Here is an 18,722-nt window from a genome sequence, read left to right as displayed (position 1 = left end):
GTAACAGGGCTTCCTTAATGGGTAGATGACGTTGAGATTGACGGGGCGGGCGAGTGCAGCCGCTGGCGCTCCTGCTCGACCTGACGGGCGCGCCAGATATGGTTCAGCACATGGATCAGTGCCTGAGCAGAGGATTCGACGATATCGGTCGTCAGTCCGACGCCGTGAAAACGCCGTCCCTGGTGTTCGGCGACGATGTCCACCTGACCCAGGGCATCGCGCCCCTGGCCTTTGGCCGACAGCTGATACTTCACGATATCGACCGAGATGCCGGTGATGCGACTGATGGCCTGATAGACCGCGTCGACCGGTCCGTTGCCGGTCGCGGCTTCGGCGCGGGTTTCAGCCCCGCAGATCAGCCGCACGGAGGCGGTGGCCATGACGCTACTGCCGGACTGCACGCTGAAGTACTCCAGGCGGAAATGGTCCGCCTCTTCCTGCTGGCGATCGATAAAGGCCAGCGCCTCCAGGTCGTAGTCAAACACCTGACCTTTTTTATCGGCCAGGCGTAAAAAGGCCTGGTACAGACGCTCCAGATCAAAGTCGTTGCCTTCGCAGTAGCCCATCTCCTCCATGCGGTGTTTAACCGCGGCGCGCCCGGAGCGGGAGGTCAGGTTCAGCTGTGTCTGCGGCAGACCGATGGACTCCGGCGTCATGATTTCGTAGTTTTCGCGGTTTTTCAGCACCCCGTCCTGGTGAATCCCCGAGGAGTGGGCAAAGGCATTGGCGCCGACCACCGCCTTATTGGCCGGTATCGGCATATTGCACAGCTGGCTTACCAACTGGCTGGTGCGGTAGATCTCCTGATGGCGTATGCCGGTGTGTACCCGCAGCAGATCCTGGCGGGTACGGATCGCCATGATCACCTCCTCCAGCGCACAGTTACCGGCGCGTTCGCCGATGCCGTTCAGGGTTCCTTCCACCTGGCGGGCGCCGGCCTGGATGGCACTGATCGAGTTGGCGCAGGCCATGCCCAGGTCATCGTGGCAGTGTACGGAGATAATGGCCTTGTCGATATTGGGTACCCGTTCAAACAGGGTATGGATAATGCCGCCGAACTGATAAGGGGTGGTATAGCCCACCGTATCCGGAATGTTGACGGTTCTGGCGCCGGCGTCGATGGCGGCTTCGACGATGCGGCACAGATTATCGATGGGGGTACGCCCGGCGTCTTCACAGGAGAACTCAACGTCGTCGGTATAGCGACGGGCGCGCAGAATCGCGTGTCGGGCCATCGCGATGGCATCATCGAACGAGCGGCGCAGCTTGGACTCCAGATGCAGCGTGGAGGTAGCCAGAAAGGTGTGAATGCGGAAGGCGTCGGCCGCGCGCAGCGCCTCGGCCGCGGCATCGATATCGGCATCGACACAGCGGGCCAGCGCACACACCCGGCTCAACTTCACCCGTTGCGCAATGGCGCGTACCGAGGCGAAGTCGCCGGGGGAGGAGATGGGGAATCCTACCTCCATCACATCGACGCCCATGCGCTCCAGCGCCAGGGCGATCTGCAGTTTTTCCTTCACGCTCAGGCTGGCCTGCAGGGCCTGCTCCCCGTCGCGCAGCGTCGTATCGAAAATAATTACCTGTTGGTTCATCGTTCCGTTCCTCGGCGTCGTTCCCTGTGTGATGCGCTGCGCGGTATTTTGCTAAAAAAAAACCCGCGCTATTGCGCGGGCTTGTGGAGTCTGTGGGTGAATTCTAGCGGTAACCTCCACCCATACGCCATCCGCGCAGTGCCTCTGCGAGAATAATAAGTAGTAGGTTCTGGCGTATGAACATCATGGGCGTATCCGTCATATAATCACCGTTGGTTATAAAGTGATACTGGATAGTTTTTAGCTTGTCAACAGGCAATGACGCGAGACGCAGTAATACTCGGCAGTACACATTGGTATTATGTATTGAATAAATTATCAAAATTAGGATTATCTATTGTCTTATGCGGATAAATACTCATGAATGGGTATATGCTGATGGGGATTTTTAAAAATAATGAAAGCATACCATCTTATTGTCATTAATTATTTATTTTAACTTCTTTGAAAATTAAGCACAGCTACATTATTAATCTGTAAAATATTTTTATTATGAGGCATTATGGCTATTTCTTTTATGTTACAACTTTATATTTATAAATTCATATAATGAAGTTTTGCTTTTGATAATTTCAAAGAATGTATTTACCGGCTGTCAACGCTGACAGGATTAGGCTAAACACGCAGGGAGGTTATAATGACAGAGCGGCATGAACATCCGATGATACCGGCGGAGTCCCACAGCAGCGCGGAAAATAGCCTGCGCAACGTCGATCTGAACCTGCTGACGGTCTTTGATGCCGTCATGCAGGTGCAGAGTATTACCCGCGCGGCGCGTTCGCTGAATATGACGCAGCCGGCGGTGAGCAATGCGGTGGCACGTTTAAAGCTGATGTTTAACGATGAGCTGTTTATGCGCTATGGGCGCGGCATCCGCCCGACCAATCGCGCCTATCAGCTGTTCGGCCCAGTACGCCAGGCACTGCAGATTGTGCGCAATGAGTTGCCCGGTGCCCGCTTTAAACCGGAAAGCAGCGAGCGCGTGTTTAATATTTCGATTACCAGTCCGCTGGATATATTGCTGACGGCGAAGCTGCTGCAGCGGATAAAAGCGTATGCACAGCATGTTCAGGTGAGCTTCGATTCGTTGATCAATGAACAGATAACGCGGAAATTACGCTATCAGGAGAGCGATTTTCTCATCGACTATCAAGATCTCAGCGGCGATGAGTTTTGTTGCGAAGCACTGTTTGACGATGAGTTTGTCCTGGCGGTCGCCGGACAGCATCCGCGTATCGGCGAGACGTGTTCCCTGCGCGGACTATTGCTGGAGTCCCATGCGGTGGTCAGTATTAATCAGTTTTCCAGCGTCAGTCGCTTTTTTTATTCCCATTCGGATCTGATCCGCCAAATAGCCTATCAGGGAACGGACTTAAGCAGCGTATTAAGTATGGTGTCGAAAACCGATATGGTCGCCATCGCGCCGCGCTGGATGGTGGAGCAATATGCCGACTACCTGCAGCTGCGGGCCGTGACGCTGCTGGATCTGGAGAGTCAGCGTACCTGCTTTTTCAACTGGCACCGGGCCTCTGAACGCGATAGCGCCCACGTATGGCTGCATCAGCTGCTGAGCGAGTTTGCCCAGCAGGGGCGTTAAGGCGAGACGGCAGCTATCGCTGCCGTTTTCTTATTATGCAGTGGATTCTGTCGCCCGTAAGAGCTCCTGCTCATCGGGTTGACAAACGTGAATATCGCGAAAATCCACGGTAGCGCACACTTTTACCCTCGATAACGGTTGATTCATGCACAGGAAACGGTAGACTGCGCGCGAAAATCAGTGCACAGCTGTACGCTGAAAATGAGTGTGCGGGTGGGCAAATGTCGCGGCAGATACCGCGTTCTTGCGATGAATGGACGAATGATCAAAGCGTTAGATAATTACCATCTGGTAGCTCGTATTCAGGGACAGATTGCCAACTCACCCAACCGCGTGGCGCTGCGCGACTGGTCGCCGGCGGCGGAGGTCGCTTACCGCTGGCGCGAGGTCGGGGAGCAGGTCTCCCGGCTGGCCTGTGCGCTGCTGGCGCTGGGCGTAGAGGTACAGGAGCGGGTGGCCATCTTTGCCCATAATTCGGTGGCCTGGTCGCTGGCCGATCTGGCGATCCTGCATCTGCGGGCGGTCACGGTGCCGGTCTATGCGACCAATACGGCGGCGCAGGCGGCCTATATCCTCAATGATGCCAGCGTTCGCATCCTGTTTGTCGACGGTCAGGCCCAGTATGACGCCGCGTTGGCTCTGCGCGATAGCTGTCCGCAGCTGACCCGTATCATCGCGCTGTCGGATGGCATCGATCTGCGCGGCTGTGCGATCGCCTGCCATCTTCACGGGATCGCACCCGTCGGCGATGACGCCAGCCTCGCACGGTTGGCGCAGCGTATCGACGAGGCCTCGCTCGACGATCTGTTTACGCTCATCTACACCTCCGGCACTACCGGTGAGCCGAAAGGGGTGATGCTGGATTACCGGAGTCTGGCCGCTCAGCTGTATCTGCATGATGTCCGTCTGAACGTCAGCGAGCAGGATGTCTCTCTGTGTTTCCTGCCGCTCTCCCATGTCTTTGAGCGCGCCTGGAGCTTTTATGTGATGCACAGCGGTGCGCAAAACGTCTATCTGCACGATACCAACCTGGTGCGGGAGGCGATGTCGGCGGTACGCCCGACCATGATGTGTGCGGTTCCTCGTTTTTATGAAAAGATTTTCAGCGCGGTGCAGGCCAAGGTCGCCCAGGCGCCGTGGCTGCGGCGCCAGCTGTTTCGCTGGGCAGTGTGGTGTGGCGAGCAGCGCTTTTTAAGCGAACGCGCGGCGCGTCCCCAGGGGCATCTGATGACGGCGATGCACCGTTTGGCCGATCGGCTGGTGCTGGCGAAGCTGCGTGCGATTTTAGGCGGGCGGGTACGCTTTTTACCGGCGGCCGGTGCCAAGCTGGATGACAATGTGATCCTGTTTTTCCAGGCGCTGGGGTTGAACATCAAGTATGGCTATGGCATGACGGAGACCTGCGCGACGGTCTCCTGCTGGGAAGAGCAGGACTTCCGCTTTGGGTCTATTGGCCGTCCGCTGCCCGGGATCGAGGTGCGCATCGGTGAAGATAATGAGATCCAGGTGCGCGGGCCTATCGTGATGCGCGGCTATTTCAATAAGCCGCAGGAGACGGCGCAGACCTTTACCGCCGACGGATGGCTGAAGACCGGTGACGCCGGCGCGCTGGATGCACAGGGACACCTGTTCATTACCGAGCGGTTGAAGGATCTGATGAAGACTTCCAACGGCAAGTACATTGCCCCCCAAATGGTGGAGGGGACGCTGGCGCGCGATCGCTTTATTGAACAGGTAGCTGTGATTGCCGATGCGCGCAAGTTTGTTTCTGCGCTGATCGTTCCCTGCTTCGACTCGCTGGAAGAGTATGCGCGCTCTATCAACCTCAAGTATCACGATCGCCTGGAGCTGCTGCGCCATAGTCATATCGTTGAGCTGTTTGAGCAGCGTTTGATGGAGATGCAGAAGGAGCTGGCCAAGTTTGAGCAGGTCAAGCGCTTTACCCTGCTGCCGCAGGCGTTCTCTATGGAGCTGGGCGAGCTGACACCGACGCTGAAGCTGCGCCGTAAGATTATCCTGAGCCGCTATCACCAGGAGATCGAGTCCATGTATCTGGATCGCTAGGGTCGACGCCGACGCGGTACACGGCTTTTCCGTGCGCCGCGGATCCCGCGGGCGTAGCGCTCATGATTAACCTCTGAATTTTTCCCGCTTCCAATCATAAGCTGGCGATACTTAGGCCAGCTTTCAGTTTTTTATCCGTCGGATATTGCCCGCCGCAGTTTTCTCTCCACCGCAGCGCAGTTCTCTCCCCGCCGACGGTTTGCTCCATAGGAAAAGTGACGTTAATGTAACCAGACGGCGAGGCGATGTCCTGCCGTCCCGCGCGGCCCTGGTGCCGCCTTGGTTGAGCCACGTAGGGGAGGCAAAGGCAATGGAGATGTTATCAGGCGCCGAGATGGTGGTGCGATCGCTGATCGATCAGGGCGTCAAACACCTTTTTGGCTATCCGGGCGGTACCGTGCTGGATATTTATGACGCCCTGCATACGGTCGGGGGGATTGAGCATATTCTGGTTCGGCATGAGCAGGGGGCGGTGCATATGGCTGACGGCTATGCGCGGGCCACCGGGCAGGTGGGCGTCGTTCTGGTGACCTCCGGCCCGGGGGCGACCAACGCCATTACCGGTATCGCAACGGCCTATATGGACTCCGTCCCGCTGGTGGTGCTGTCGGGTCAGGTTCCCACCTCGCTGATTGGCAATGATGCCTTTCAGGAGTGCGACATGGTGGGGATCTCCCGTCCAGTGGTAAAGCACAGCTTCCTGGTAAAGCAGAGCGAAGAGATCCCCGCGGTACTGAAGAAGGCATTTTATCTGGCCAGCAGCGGGCGTCCCGGCCCCGTGGTGGTCGACTTGCCCAAGGATATCCTTAACCCCGCGCAGAAATACCCCTATGCCTACCCGCAGCAGGTGAGCATGCGCTCTTATAACCCGACCTGTCAGGGGCACCGGGGGCAGATCAAACGTGGCCTGCAGGTGCTGCTGGCCGCCCGGCGTCCGGTGATCTATGCCGGGGGCGGGGTGATCGGCGCCGGCTGCCACGAGGCGCTGCGCGCGCTGGCGCAGCAGCTCAATCTGCCGGTGACCACCTCGCTGATGGGGCTGGGTGCCTTTCCTGCGTCGCATCCGCAGAGCCTGGGGATGCTGGGGATGCACGGTACCTACGAAGCCAATATGGCGATGCACCATGCCGATGTCATTTTTGCCGTCGGCGTCCGTTTTGACGATCGTACTACCAACAATCTGGCCAAGTACTGCCCCGATGCGACGGTGGTGCATATCGATATCGATCCCAGCTCGATCTCCAAGACCGTTACGGCGGATGTTCCCATCGTCGGCGACGCCGGCAACGTCCTGGGGGCGCTGCTCACCCTGCTGGCGCAGGGCGACTGTCGGCAGGATTTCGATAGCCTGCGCGACTGGTGGCAGCGTATTGAAGTCTGGCGCGATCGCCAGTGCCTGCGCTACGTCAGCGATGGTCAGCGGATCAAGCCACAGCAGGTGATCGAAACCCTGCACCGTCTCACGGCGGGCGAGGCCTATGTGGCCTCCGACGTCGGTCAGCATCAGATGTTCGCCGCGCTCTATTACGGCTTCGACCGGCCGCGCCGCTGGATCAACTCCGGCGGGCTCGGCACCATGGGCTTCGGCCTGCCCGCGGCGCTCGGCGTGCGTCTGGCGCTGCCGCAGGCCACGGTGCTGTGCATCACCGGTGACGGTAGCATTCAGATGAATATTCAAGAGCTGTCGACGGCGCTGCAGTACGATCTGCCCATCGTGGTGGTCAATCTGAACAACCGTTTTTTGGGCATGGTGAAGCAGTGGCAGGATATCATCTACGCCGGGCGTCACTCTCAGTCCTATATGCAGTCCCTACCGGATTTTGTGCGGCTGGCCGAGGCGTACGGCCACGTCGGTATCGCCATTCGCAGCGTCGATGAGCTGGAGACAAAGCTGCGCGAGGCGCTGAGTATCCGTGACCGGCTGGTGTTTGTCGACGTGACGGTAGATGAGACGGAGCACGTGTACCCGATGCAGATCCGCGGCGGGGCAATGGATGAAATGTGGCTGAGTAAAACCCAGAGGAGCTGATCATGCGGCGGATTTTATCGGTGTTACTGGAAAATGAATCCGGCGCGCTGTCGCGGGTCGTCGGGCTGTTTTCCCAGCGTGGTTACAATATTGAGAGTTTGACGGTGGCGCCGACGGAGGACGCCACGCTATCGCGGATGACCATCCAGACCAAGGGCGATGCCAAGGTACTGGAGCAGATAGAGAAACAGCTGCACAAGCTGGTGGATGTCCTGCGCGTCAGCGAGCTGGTGCCCGGGGCGCACGTGGAGCGCGAGATCATGCTGGTCAAGCTGCGCGCCAGCGGCTACGGGCGGGAGGAGGTCAAGCGCAGCACCGACATTTTCCGTGGGCAGATCGTCGATGTGACGGCGTCGCTGTATACGGTGCAGCTGGCCGGTGCCAGCGATAAGCTGGATGCCTTTTTGGCGGCGGTTCGCGAAGTGGCTGAAATTGTTGAAGTCGTGCGTTCGGGGGTGGTTGGCGTGGCCCGTGGCGATAAAATAATGCGCTGACAGACGTTGAGTGTACGCGGTGTGACCGCGCTGGGGCCCGGCTATGTGTCGGGCCTCTTATTTTTCCGTTTTTGCTGACGCCTTTCAGCTAAATCGGTTGCTCCCTCGCCGTTTATGCGCTTAGATCGCACAATACAGCCTGGACAGCCAGGTCGACGCATTGGCTGTCACCGTAAGGCGATTGCCTGTAAGGGGGATAATGTGAAACTGGATGAAATCGCGCGTCTTGCAGGTGTCTCGCGAACGACCGCCAGCTATGTGATCAACGGGAAAGCCAAGCAGTACCGCGTCAGCGACAAGACGGTCGAGAAGGTGATGGCCGTCGTGCGCGAGCATAACTACCATCCTAATGCGGTGGCCGCCGGGCTGCGCGCGGGGCGAACCCGCTCCATCGGTCTGGTGATCCCAGATCTGGAGAATACCAGCTATACCCGCATCGCTAACTACCTGGAGCGCCAGGCACGCCAGCGCGGCTATCAGCTGCTGATCGCCTGTTCTGAGGATCAGCCGGACAACGAGATGCGCTGTATCGAGCATCTGCTGCAGCGTCAGGTCGATGCGATTATCGTGTCGACGGCGCTGCCGCCGGAGCACCCTTTTTACCAGCGCTGGGCCAACGATCCTCTGCCGATTATCGCGCTGGATCGCGCCCTCGATCCGGAGCACTTTATCAGCGTGGTCGGCGCCGATATGGACGATGCCGAGATGCTGGCCGCCGAACTGCGGCGTTTTCCGGCCCAGTCAGTTCTGTATCTGGGGGCGCTGCCGGAGCTCTCCGTCAGCTTCCTGCGCGAGCAGGGGTTCCGCAAGGCGTGGCAGGGTGACGAGCGCCCGGTGAACTATCTGTATACCAACAGCTATGAGCGAGAGGCGGCGGCGGCGGCGTTTAGCCAGTGGCTGCAGTATCATGAGATGCCGCAGGCGCTGTTTACCACCTCGTTCCCCCTACTGCAGGGGGTGCTGGATGTCACGCTGAAAAAGCATGGCCATCTGCCGAGCGATCTGGCCATTGCGACCTTTGGCGATAACGAGCTGCTGGATTTCTTGGACTGTCCGGTATTGTCCGTCGGCCAGCGGCATCGCGATATTGCCGAACGGGTACTGGAGCTGGTATTGGCCAGCCTGGACGAGCCGAGAAAGCCGAAGCCGGGGTTAAGCCGGATGCGGCGAATTTTGCTGCAGCGCGGGCGCCTAAACTGGCAGTAAACAAGATAAAAAAACCGGGGAGACCCGGTTTTTTAGCTTTAGATACGTCGACTTGCCTGTCTCGCTGTAAATGGCCTGGTTCTGTTTTAACTCCATGGTGGTAGTGATAATCACTGTAATGCTGTTATTTTCTGAATTTTATTGCTGTATTTTTCGTTTTTTGTGGATTGTATAACTTGGTGCTTGATATTTTACAGCGTTGAGTTTTGCGGCAACTTAACTCGATTTGCCCTGTATCTGCGCCTCTTAGCGCTAAGCTCCGCCGAGCTGATAAAGAGGATTATCTTATTTTTCAGGATATTTCAGGAATAGTCTTAAAAAATAGCGCTATCGCTCAAAAGTAGAGCTAATGCGTTTTTTAGGTAAATTACTGCTTTTAGTAAAACGGTGTAAGCAAGGTGAGGAATGTTGCGTGACTGGGGGCGGTATCACGGCGTTACGTTATTAATCAACGAAGAAAAAGAGGACTGAAAAATTCAGTAAAATATTTGACGACGAAAGAGATTATTATTGCTTAGAAAGTAAGATAAAATGTGTTCAAATAATATCTTCGATCTATGATTAAAACTTAATTCATTGAAATTTATTGATATTTTTAATTATCTTTCGCAGGGTTTTTAGTCAGATTGTTCTGCTGTTATAGCCGTTTACAGATGATTTATTTGTGTGCACATTGGTTAAAATGAGAGCTGTATTGCAAAAAATGAGCAAAGTTTAACGTTTGGTTATGTAGGGGGTTTTTCTGTTATTTGGTATGGCGGATTTAAATTTCCTCTAATTTATCATGGTGTTAATTTCCATTTTTGGCGATCGGAATTTTCTTGCCTATTTTGTTAAAACCCCACGTTGATAAAAATATTGCCAAACCGCGCCCGCTCTGGCTTGACAAGGTTTTCCTCCCCTCCGTAAACTTCTTAGCGTGGGAATTTGTGGGATAAAGTGGTGATATGGGGCATCAGGGAGTCACTCCGGCATGTTTCGAGGCGCAACAACCATCAATCTCGACAGTAAGGGACGTCTGGCGGTACCTACCCGCTACCGGGACTTATTGATTGAGGAAGCGCAAGGTCACATGGTATGCACCATCGATCTCCATCACCCCTGTCTGCTGCTTTATCCTCTGTCACAGTGGGAAGTGATCGAACAGAAATTATCCCGTCTGTCGAGTATGAATCCTGCCGAGCGCCGGGTGCAGCGTCTGCTGCTGGGTCACGCCAGCGAATGTCAGATGGACGGCGCCGGACGCCTGCTGATTGCCGCGACGCTGCGGCAGCATGCGGGGCTCCACAAACAAGTGATGCTGGTGGGCCAGTTCAATAAGTTTGAGCTGTGGGATGAAGAGACCTGGTATCAACAGGTCAGGGAAGATATTGAGGCTGAACAGTCCGCAACGGAGATCCTCTCCGAGCGTTTACAGGATTTGTCGTTATAGTCATGTCGGAAAATTTTCAACACAAGACCGTGTTGCTTGATGAGGCGGTAGCAGGCCTTAATCTGCGCAGTGACGGTATTTACATTGATGGCACCTTTGGTCGCGGTGGTCATTCCCGTCTCATTCTCTCCCAGCTGGGGGCGGAGGGACGCCTTATTGCCATCGATCGCGATCCGCTGGCCATCGCCGCCGCCGCGCAGATTGATGATCCGCGTTTCTCCATCGTCCATGGCCCGTTTTCGGCGCTGGCAGACTATGTGCAGGAAATGGGGCTGAGCGGCAGGATTGACGGCATACTGCTCGATCTGGGGGTTTCTTCGCCCCAGCTCGACGATCCCGAGCGTGGATTCTCCTTTATGCGCGACGGGCCGCTGGATATGCGTATGGACCCATCGCGCGGTCTCTCTGCCGCACAGTGGCTGATGCAGGCGGAGGAAGATGATATCGCCTGGGTGCTGAAGACCTTCGGTGAGGAGCGCTTCGCCAAGCGTATCGCCCGCGCCATCGTGGAACGAAACCGCACGGAGCCGCTGACCCGTACCCGTGAGCTGGCGGCGCTGATCAGCGAGGCCAGCCCGTTTAAAGAAAAACATAAGCATCCGGCAACGCGCAGCTTTCAGGCCATTCGCATTTACATCAACAGCGAGCTGGATGAGATTGAGCGGGCGCTGGAGGGGGCGCTAGTTGCGCTGGCGCCCCAGGGACGCCTGTCGGTGATCAGCTTCCATTCGCTGGAGGATCGTCTGGTTAAACGCTTTATTCGCCAGCACAGCCGTGGCCCGCAGGTCCCCAAAGGGTTGCCGCTGACGGAGGCGCAGCTGCAGGCGCAGGGCGGTCCGCAGCTGAAGGCGCTGGGGAAACGGATGCCGGGTGAGCGCGAGGTGGCCGATAACCCACGGGCGCGCAGCTCGGTGCTGCGGGTGGCGGAAAGGATCGCGAGATGATTGGCAATGAGCGCCATTCGCTGATTTCCATCATCGGTGGCGATCTGCTGCGCCACGGTAAATTACCGGTGCTGCTGTTTATCGCCGTGCTGGTCTCCGCGCTGTCGGTGGTGACGACGACCCATAAAACGCGCCTGCTGACCGCAGAGCGCGAACAGCTGGTTCTGGAGCGGGATGCGCTGGATATCGAGTGGCGCAACCTGATTCTGGAGGAGAATGCGCTGGGCGATCACAGCCGCGTTGAGCGCATCGCGACGGAAAAGCTACAGATGCAGCACGTGGATCCCTCTCAGGAAAATATTGTGGTCCAACAGTAAGATAACTGATCGATGACGAGCAGGTAATCAAGGAATCAATGAAAGCAGTGCGATCGGGGAAGATACGGCGTCAAGAAGAACAGGCCAGCTTTGTCAGCTGGCGTTTTGCGTTGCTGTGCGGCTGTATCCTATTGGCGCTGCTTGGGCTGCTGGCGCGCGCCGCCTACCTGCAGGTGATCAGTCCTGAACACCTGGTGCGAGAGGGGGATGCCCGCTCCCTGCGTACGCAGTCGATCCCGACAGCGCGCGGCATGATCAAGGATCGCGCCGGACGTCCGCTGGCGGTCAGCGTGCCGGTGAATGCCATCTGGGCCGACCCGAAAGAGGTGAACGAGCACGGAGGCATCACGTTGGATACGCGCTGGCAGGCGCTGGCCGATGCGCTGGAAACGCCGCTGGATAAAATGGCCGCGCGGATTAACGCCAACCCGCGCGGGCGCTTTGTCTATCTGGCCCGCCAGGTGAATCCGGCGATGGGCGAGTATATTCACAAGCTTCGTCTGCCGGGTATCTACCTAAAGCAGGAGTCGCGGCGCTACTACCCGGCGGGGCAAGTGACCGCTCACATCATCGGCGTGACCAATATCGACGGCCAGGGGATTGAGGGGGTTGAAAAGAGCTTCGATCGCTGGCTGACCGGGCAACCCGGTGAGCGTACCGTGCGCAAGGATCGCTTTGGCCGGGTCATCGAGGATATCTCCTCGGTCGATAGCCTGGCGGCCCATAACCTGTCGCTGAGCATCGATGAGCGCCTGCAGGCGTTGGTATATCGTGAGCTCACCAATGCGGTGGCGTTCAACAAGGCCGAATCGGGCACCGCGGTGTTAGTGGATGTTAACACCGGTGAGGTGCTGGCGATGGCCAATAGCCCCTCCTATAACCCGAACAACCTTACCGACACGCCTCAGGAGGCGATGCGCAACCGCGCTATCACCGATATCTTTGAGCCGGGATCGACCGTGAAGCCCATGGTGGTGATGACCGCCCTGCAGCGCGGCATCGTCAGGGAGAACAGCGTGCTGAATACGCTGCCTTACTATGTCAACGGGCATGAGATTAAGGACGTGGCGCGCTATGCCGAGCTGTCCATTACCGGTATTTTACAGAAGTCGAGTAACGTCGGTGTTTCCAAGCTGGCGTTAGCGATGCCGTCCTCGGCGCTGGTGGATACTTACTCCGGCTTCGGGTTCGGAAAACCGACCAATTTGGGGCTGGTCGGGGAAAGCAGTGGCATATACCCAAAAAAACAACGGTGGTCCGACATTGAGAGGGCCACCTTCTCTTTCGGATATGGGCTAATGGTAACGCCGTTACAGTTAGCGCGTGTCTATGCAACCATCGGCAGCATGGGGATTTATCGCCCCCTGTCGATTACCAAGGTGGATCCGCCGGTGCCCGGCGAGCGGGTATTCCCCGTCGCGCTGGTGCGTAGCGTGGTGCACATGATGGAAAGCGTGGCGCTGCCCGGAGGCGGCGGTGTCAAAGCGGCAGTAAAAGGTTACCGGGTCGCCGTTAAGACCGGTACGGCCAAGAAAGTTGGGCCCGACGGGCGCTATGTGAATAAATACATCGCCTACACGGCCGGTATTGCACCGGCCAGCAATCCCCGATTTGCCCTGGTTGTGGTGATTAACGATCCACAGGCGGGGAAATATTACGGTGGTGCGGTATCTGCACCGGTCTTTGGCGCCATCATGGGCGGCGTACTGCGCACCATGAACGTTGAGCCGGATGCGTTGCCCACGGGTGATAAGAGCGAATTGGTGAACAATAAAAAAGAGGGTTCAGGTGGCAGATCGTAATTTGCGCGCGCTTTTGGCTCCTTGGGTTGCACAGGCCCCGGAGCGCGCTTTGCGGGACATGACATTGGACAGCCGCGTAGCGGCTGCAGGCGATCTGTTCGTGGCCGTCGTCGGCCACGCGGCGGACGGCCGCCGTTTTATTCCGCAGGCCATTGCGCAGGGCGTCGCCGCCGTTATCGCTGAGGCCGAGGGCGAGGCCGAGGACGGCAGCGTACGCGAGCTGCACGGCGTGCCGGTAGTGTATCTCAGCCATCTCAACGAGCGTCTTTCCGCGCTGGCGGGGCGTTTCTACGGTCAGCCGGGCGCCGATCTGCGCCTGGTGGGCGTGACCGGAACTAACGGTAAGACGACAACCACCCAGCTGCTGGCGCAGTGGGCACAGCTGCTGGGCGACACCGGCGCCGTGATGGGCACCGTCGGCAACGGCCTGCTAGGGCATGTCTATCCCAGCGAAAACACCACCGGCTCGGCCGTCGACGTGCAGCACATGCTGCGTACGCTGGCCGATGACGGCGCAACGCTGGTGGCGATGGAGGTCTCCTCGCACGGTCTGGTGCAAAACCGGGTGCTGGCGCTGCCGTTTGCCGCGTCGGCCTTTACCAACCTGAGCCGCGATCACCTGGATTATCACGGTGATATGGAACACTACGCACAGGCGAAATGGCGCCTGTTTTCGACCCATCACAGCGGTGAGAAGATCGTCAACGCGGACGATGAAACGGGGCGACGCTGGCTGGATAAGCTACCGGATGCGGTGGCGGTGACCGTCACCGGCGCCTTGCCCGAAGGCTGGGCGGGACGCTGGCTGGTCGCGCGTTCGGTGGTGTATCACGACGGCGGCGCGACGATCGCTTTCGACTCCAGCTGGGGAGAGGGCTCGCTGAACAGCCGCCTGATGGGCGAGTTTAACGTTAGTAACCTGCTGGTGGCGCTGGCGACGCTGCTGGCGCTCGGCTATCCGTTGGCGGCGCTGTGCGCCGCGTCTGGCCAGCTGCAGCCGGTCTGTGGGCGAATGGAGGTCTTCCAGGCGCCCGGTAAGCCTACGGTGGTCGTTGACTATGCCCATACGCCGGATGCGCTGGAAAAAGCGCTGCTGGCCGCGCGCCTGCACTGTCAGGGAGAGCTGTGGTGCCTGTTCGGCTGCGGCGGGGATCGCGATACGGGCAAACGTCCGCTGATGGGGGCGATAGCCGAACAGTATGCCGATCGGGTGGTCGTGACCGATGATAACCCGCGCAGTGAAGAGCCGCGGGCGATCATTAACGACATTCTCAGCGGTATGCTGGATCCGGGACTGGCGATGGCCATCCCCGGGCGTGCCGAGGCGGTGACCGCGGCCGTGATGCAGGCGGCGCCGCAGGATGTGATCCTGGTAGCCGGCAAGGGACATGAGGATTATCAGCTGGTCGGCAACCGCCGTCTGGACTATTCCGATCGGGTGACGGTAGCCCGTCTGCTGGGGGTGGTAGCATGATCGCCACGACGCTGCAGACCCTCGCCGACGCCATCGGCGCGACGCTTATCGGTGCGGATGGCCCCGTGGCGGCGGTGACGACCGATACCCGTAAGCTAACGCCGGGGTGCCTGTTTATCGCGCTGCAGGGCGATCACTTCGACGGGCATGACTTTGCAGCCCGGGCGCTGGAGAGCGGTGCCGGCGCGCTGCTGGTTAGCCGCCGTCTGGCGCTGGATGTGCCGCAGCTGTTGGTGGCAGATACCCGTTTGGCGCTGGGGCAGCTGGGCGCCTGGGTGCGCCGTCAGGTTCCGGCTCGGGTGGTGGCGCTGACCGGATCGTCGGGCAAAACCTCGGTAAAAGAGATGAGTGCGGCGATCCTCGGCCTGTGCGGCAACGTGCTATACACCGCCGGTAACTTGAATAACGACATCGGCGTGCCGCTGACTCTGCTGCGCCTTGAGCCGCAGCATGACTTTGCGGTGATCGAGCTGGGCGCCAATCACGTCGGCGAGATCGCCTATAGCGTGGCGCTGACGCGTCCGCACAGCGCGCTGGTCAATAATCTGGCGGCGGCGCATCTCGAAGGGTTTGGCTCACTGTCCGGGGTCGCCCGGGCCAAAGGCGAGATTTTTGCCGGTCTGCCGCCACAGGGAACGGCGATCGTGAACGCCGACAGCAACGATTGGGAAAACTGGCAACATGCGCTGACAGAGCAGCGCGTGTGGCGTTTTTCCCCGCAGGCGGGCGCGGGGGTAGACTTCTACGCCAGCGCCGAGCGCAGCGATGCGGCGGGAACCCACTTTACCCTGCATACCCCCGTGGGACAGTGTGATGTGCTGCTGCCGCTGCCCGGTCGGCATAACATCGCCAATGCGCTGGCGGCCGCGGCGCTGACCCTGTCGGTGGGGGCCTCGCTGGCGCAGGTACAGCAAGGCCTGGCCGGGCTGCAGGCCGTGCCGGGACGGCTGTTTCCCATCCGTCTGGGCGAACAGCAGCTGCTGCTGGATGACAGCTACAATGCCAACGTCGGCTCAATGAGCGCCGCCGCGGAGGTGCTGGGCACGATGCCCGGCTACCGGGTGATGGTGGTCGGGGACATGGCCGAGCTGGGCGCGGAGGCCGAGGCGTGCCATCGCCGCGTCGGCCAGGCGGCCTGCGCGGCGGGGATCGATAAGGTGCTGAGCGTCGGCGGACTGAGCCGACTGATCGGCGAGGCCAGTGGTTGTGGCGAACATTTCATGGATAAAGGAGCGCTGATTGAGCGCCTGAAACACCTGTTATGCGAACATGCGGCGATCACCATTCTAGTAAAAGGCTCACGTAGTGCCGCAATGGAGCAGGTAGTACGAGGCGTATCTGTGCAGGAAATGCAGGAGAATCAATCATGTTAGTCTGGCTGGCCGAACATTTGGTCAAATACTTTTCTGGCTTTAACGTCTTCTCCTATCTGACGTTTCGCGCCATCGTCAGCTTGCTGACCGCCCTGTTTATCTCCCTGTGGATGGGGCCACACCTGATCGCCTGGCTGCAGAGGCTGCAGATTGGCCAGGTGGTGCGTAATGATGGGCCGGAGTCGCACTTTAGCAAGCGCGGCACGCCGACCATGGGCGGCCTGATGATCCTGACCTCGATTACCATTTCGGTTCTGATGTGGGCCTATCCCTCTAACCCCTATGTTTGGTGCGTGCTGTTTGTGCTGCTGGGCTACGGCGTCGTGGGCTTCGTCGATGACTACCGTAAGGTGGTACGCAAGAACACCGATGGGCTGATCGCCCGCTGGAAATATTTCTGGCAGTCCGTGATCGCGCTGGTGGTGGCATTCACCATGTACAGCATCGGTAAGGATACGCCGGCTACCCAACTGGTGGTTCCGTTCTTTAAAGACATCATGCCGCAGCTGGGGCTGCTGTACATCCTGCTGAGCTATTTCGTGATCGTTGGCACCAGCAACGCCGTCAACCTGACGGACGGCTTGGATGGCCTGGCGATTATGCCCACGGTGTTTGTGGCCGCGGGCATGGGCCTGGTGGCCTGGGCGACCGGCAACGTCAACTTCGCCGCCTACCTGCATATTCCCTACATTCGTCACGCCGGCGAATTGGTGATCGTCTGTACTGCGATCGTCGGCGCCGGGTTGGGATTTCTGTGGTTTAACACCTATCCGGCGCAGGTCTTTATGGGCGACGTCGGCTCCCTGGCGCTGGGCGGCGCACTGGGCACCATTGCCGTGCTGCTGCGCCAGGAGTTCCTGTTGGTGATCATGGGCGGTGTTTTCGTGATGGAGACCCTGTCGGTGATCCTGCAGGTGGGCAGCTTTAAGCTGCGCGGCCAGCGCATTTTCCGCATGGCGCCCATCCATCACCACTACGAGCTGAAGGGCTGGCCGGAGCCGCGAGTGATCGTGCGCTTCTGGATCATTTCGTTGATGCTGGTGCTTATTGGACTGGCAACCTTGAAGGTACGTTAATATGGCTGACTATCAGGGGAAGAGGGTCGTTATCATCGGGCTGGGGCTGACGGGCCTCTCCTGCGTCGATTTCTTTATGGATCGCGGCGTGGTACCGCGGGTGGTTGACACCCGCGCAACGCCGCCGGGGCTGGATAAGCTGCCGGCGAGCGTCGAGCGTCATCTGGGCAGCATTGAGCCGTCATGGCTGATGGACGCCGATCTGATCGTCGCCAGCCCGGGGATCCCCCTCTCGTCGCCGGCGCTGGATCGGGCGGCGCAGGCGGGCGTGGAGATCGTCGGCGATATCGAGCTGTTTTGCCGCGAGGCGCAGGCGCCGATCGTGGCGATCACCGGCTCTAACGGTAAAAGCACCGTGACGACGCTGGTCGGCGAGATGGCCCGTGCCGCAGGCTGGCAGGTCGGGGTCGGCGGTAATATCGGGGTGCCCGCCCTGACGCTGCTGAAGCATGAGTACCGCCTGTATGTCCTGGAGCTCTCCAGCTTTCAGTTGGAGACCACCTCCAGCCTGAGGGCGGCGGCGGCGACCATCCTGAACGTCAGCGAAGATCACATGAACCGCTACCCGCTGGGGCTGCAGCAGTATCGGGCGGCCAAGCTGCGCATCTATGAAAACGCCCGGGCCTGCGTGGTCAACGCGGACGATGCGCTGACCATGCCGATCCACGGCGCCGATACGCGCTGCGTCAGCTTTGGCGTCGACGTGGGCGACTACCATCTCAACCGCCAGCAGGGCGAGATCTGGCTGCGCGTTCGCGGTGAAAAGATTTTGAATACCAAGGAGATGCAGCTCACCGGCATCCATAATTACACCAATGCCCTGGCGGCGCTGGCGCTGGCGGACGCCGTTGGCCTGCCGCGCGCCTCCAGCCTGCGGGCGCTGACGACGTTCCGTGGCCTGGCGCACCGTTTCCAGCTGGTGCTGGAGCACAGCGGCGTACGCTGGATTAACGATTCGAAGGCGACCAACGTGGGTAGCACCGAGGCGGCGCTGAAGGGGCTTCATCTGGACGGCACGCTGCACCTGCTGCTGGGCGGTGACGGCAAGGGGGCGGACTTTACGCCGCTGCTGCCGTATCTGCAGGGCGATCGTATCCGCCTGTATTGCTTCGGCCGCGACGCCGGGCCGCTGATGCTGCTGCGACCGGAGGTTTCCCGACGCTTTGATACCATGGAGCAGGCGATACGCGCGCTGGCGCCGCTGACGCGTGGGGGGGATATGGTGCTGCTTTCACCGGCCTGCGCCAGCCTGGATCAGTTTAAAAACTTCGAACAGCGCGGCGATGAGTTTGCCCGCCTGGCACGGGAGTTCGGCTGAT

Annotated in this window: 14 protein-coding genes; 13 read left to right on the top strand and 1 reads right to left on the bottom strand. The window is 59.1% G+C overall.

Annotated elements, in window-relative coordinates:
• Nucleotides 1-14 precede the first annotated feature (14 nt).
• Nucleotides 15-1,595, bottom strand: coding sequence for a 2-isopropylmalate synthase (gene leuA / locus QY76_RS17170; protein WP_045425155.1), 1,581 nt, complete (start codon nucleotides 1,593-1,595; stop codon nucleotides 15-17).
• 637 nt (nucleotides 1,596-2,232) lie between these two features.
• On the opposite strand from leuA, the gene leuO reads away from it, so the two are divergent.
• The 13 genes from leuO (at nucleotide 2,233) to murD (ending at nucleotide 18,721) form a co-directional block, all read left to right on the top strand.
• Nucleotides 2,233-3,192: a transcriptional regulator LeuO gene (leuO, locus tag QY76_RS17165; protein WP_034163120.1), complete on the top strand. Its 960-nt coding sequence runs from the start codon at nucleotides 2,233-2,235 to the stop codon at nucleotides 3,190-3,192.
• Nucleotides 3,193-3,453: 261 nt separating this feature from the next.
• Entirely contained in the window at nucleotides 3,454-5,256 is a 1,803-nt protein-coding gene (locus QY76_RS17160; protein WP_034163122.1) for a long-chain fatty acid--CoA ligase, read from the top strand.
• A 310-nt stretch (nucleotides 5,257-5,566) separates the two neighbouring features.
• The gene (gene ilvI / locus QY76_RS17155) at nucleotides 5,567-7,285 is read left to right on the top strand and encodes an acetolactate synthase 3 large subunit (protein WP_034163124.1); all 1,719 of its coding nucleotides are present in this window, start codon (nucleotides 5,567-5,569) and stop codon (nucleotides 7,283-7,285) included.
• A gap of 2 nt (nucleotides 7,286-7,287) precedes the next feature.
• Nucleotides 7,288-7,779: an acetolactate synthase small subunit gene (ilvN, locus tag QY76_RS17150; RefSeq protein ID WP_034163125.1), complete on the top strand. Its 492-nt coding sequence runs from the start codon at nucleotides 7,288-7,290 to the stop codon at nucleotides 7,777-7,779.
• A 201-nt stretch (nucleotides 7,780-7,980) separates the two neighbouring features.
• The gene (cra, locus tag QY76_RS17145) at nucleotides 7,981-8,985 is read left to right on the top strand and encodes a catabolite repressor/activator (protein WP_045425150.1); all 1,005 of its coding nucleotides are present in this window, start codon (nucleotides 7,981-7,983) and stop codon (nucleotides 8,983-8,985) included.
• Nucleotides 8,986-9,958: 973 nt separating this feature from the next.
• The gene (gene mraZ / locus QY76_RS17140) at nucleotides 9,959-10,417 is read left to right on the top strand and encodes a division/cell wall cluster transcriptional repressor MraZ (RefSeq protein ID WP_034163128.1); all 459 of its coding nucleotides are present in this window, start codon (nucleotides 9,959-9,961) and stop codon (nucleotides 10,415-10,417) included.
• A gap of 2 nt (nucleotides 10,418-10,419) precedes the next feature.
• Nucleotides 10,420-11,361, top strand: coding sequence for a 16S rRNA (cytosine(1402)-N(4))-methyltransferase RsmH (gene rsmH / locus QY76_RS17135; protein ID WP_045425149.1), 942 nt, complete (start codon nucleotides 10,420-10,422; stop codon nucleotides 11,359-11,361).
• Nucleotides 11,358-11,678 (top strand): cell division protein FtsL, encoded by a 321-nt coding sequence (ftsL, locus tag QY76_RS17130; RefSeq protein ID WP_034163130.1) that lies wholly within the window; start codon nucleotides 11,358-11,360, stop codon nucleotides 11,676-11,678. Before rsmH ends, ftsL begins: the two co-directional genes overlap by 4 nt.
• A gap of 38 nt (nucleotides 11,679-11,716) precedes the next feature.
• Nucleotides 11,717-13,480 carry a peptidoglycan glycosyltransferase FtsI gene (locus tag QY76_RS17125; RefSeq protein WP_034163132.1) on the top strand — a complete coding sequence of 588 codons (1,764 nt, stop codon included), beginning with the start codon at nucleotides 11,717-11,719 and terminating at the stop codon, nucleotides 13,478-13,480.
• Nucleotides 13,467-14,954 carry a UDP-N-acetylmuramoyl-L-alanyl-D-glutamate--2,6-diaminopimelate ligase gene (gene murE, locus QY76_RS17120; RefSeq protein ID WP_034163134.1) on the top strand — a complete coding sequence of 496 codons (1,488 nt, stop codon included), beginning with the start codon at nucleotides 13,467-13,469 and terminating at the stop codon, nucleotides 14,952-14,954. The genes QY76_RS17125 and murE overlap by 14 nt, the downstream gene beginning before the upstream one ends.
• A complete protein-coding gene (gene murF, locus QY76_RS17115; RefSeq protein ID WP_034163135.1) occupies nucleotides 14,951-16,327 on the top strand; it encodes a UDP-N-acetylmuramoyl-tripeptide--D-alanyl-D-alanine ligase in 1,377 nt (458 codons plus the stop codon). The genes murE and murF overlap by 4 nt, the downstream gene beginning before the upstream one ends.
• Entirely contained in the window at nucleotides 16,321-17,403 is a 1,083-nt protein-coding gene (mraY, locus tag QY76_RS17110; RefSeq protein ID WP_034163136.1) for a phospho-N-acetylmuramoyl-pentapeptide-transferase, read from the top strand. The genes murF and mraY overlap by 7 nt, the downstream gene beginning before the upstream one ends.
• Before the next feature lies 1 nt (nucleotide 17,404).
• A complete protein-coding gene (gene murD / locus QY76_RS17105) occupies nucleotides 17,405-18,721 on the top strand; it encodes a UDP-N-acetylmuramoyl-L-alanine--D-glutamate ligase (RefSeq protein ID WP_045425148.1) in 1,317 nt (438 codons plus the stop codon).
• Nucleotide 18,722: the final 1 nt, after the last annotated feature.

This window comes from Edwardsiella sp. EA181011, from assembly GCF_000800725.1.
Lineage (GTDB): Bacteria > Pseudomonadota > Gammaproteobacteria > Enterobacterales > Enterobacteriaceae > Edwardsiella > Edwardsiella anguillarum.
The sequence above is the reverse complement of the archived record's forward strand: the minus strand, read 5'-3'. Positions and strand labels throughout refer to the sequence as shown.

Excerpts from the sequence above, each read along its gene's own strand:
- leuA (WP_045425155.1), bottom strand. The coding sequence starts at position 1,595 with ATGAACCAACAGGTAATTATTTTCGATACGACGCTGCGCGACGGGGAG.
- leuO (WP_034163120.1), top strand. The coding sequence starts at position 2,233 with ATGACAGAGCGGCATGAACATCCGATGATACCGGCGGAGTCCCACAGC.
- QY76_RS17160 (WP_034163122.1), top strand. The coding sequence starts at position 3,454 with ATGATCAAAGCGTTAGATAATTACCATCTGGTAGCTCGTATTCAGGGA.
- ilvI (WP_034163124.1), top strand. The coding sequence starts at position 5,567 with ATGGAGATGTTATCAGGCGCCGAGATGGTGGTGCGATCGCTGATCGAT.
- ilvN (WP_034163125.1), top strand. The coding sequence starts at position 7,288 with ATGCGGCGGATTTTATCGGTGTTACTGGAAAATGAATCCGGCGCGCTG.
- mraZ (WP_034163128.1), top strand. The coding sequence starts at position 9,959 with ATGTTTCGAGGCGCAACAACCATCAATCTCGACAGTAAGGGACGTCTG.
- rsmH (WP_045425149.1), top strand. The coding sequence starts at position 10,420 with ATGTCGGAAAATTTTCAACACAAGACCGTGTTGCTTGATGAGGCGGTA.
- ftsL (WP_034163130.1), top strand. The coding sequence starts at position 11,358 with ATGATTGGCAATGAGCGCCATTCGCTGATTTCCATCATCGGTGGCGAT.
- QY76_RS17125 (WP_034163132.1), top strand. The coding sequence starts at position 11,717 with ATGAAAGCAGTGCGATCGGGGAAGATACGGCGTCAAGAAGAACAGGCC.
- murF (WP_034163135.1), top strand. The coding sequence starts at position 14,951 with ATGATCGCCACGACGCTGCAGACCCTCGCCGACGCCATCGGCGCGACG.
- mraY (WP_034163136.1), top strand. The coding sequence starts at position 16,321 with ATGTTAGTCTGGCTGGCCGAACATTTGGTCAAATACTTTTCTGGCTTT.
- murD (WP_045425148.1), top strand. The coding sequence starts at position 17,405 with ATGGCTGACTATCAGGGGAAGAGGGTCGTTATCATCGGGCTGGGGCTG.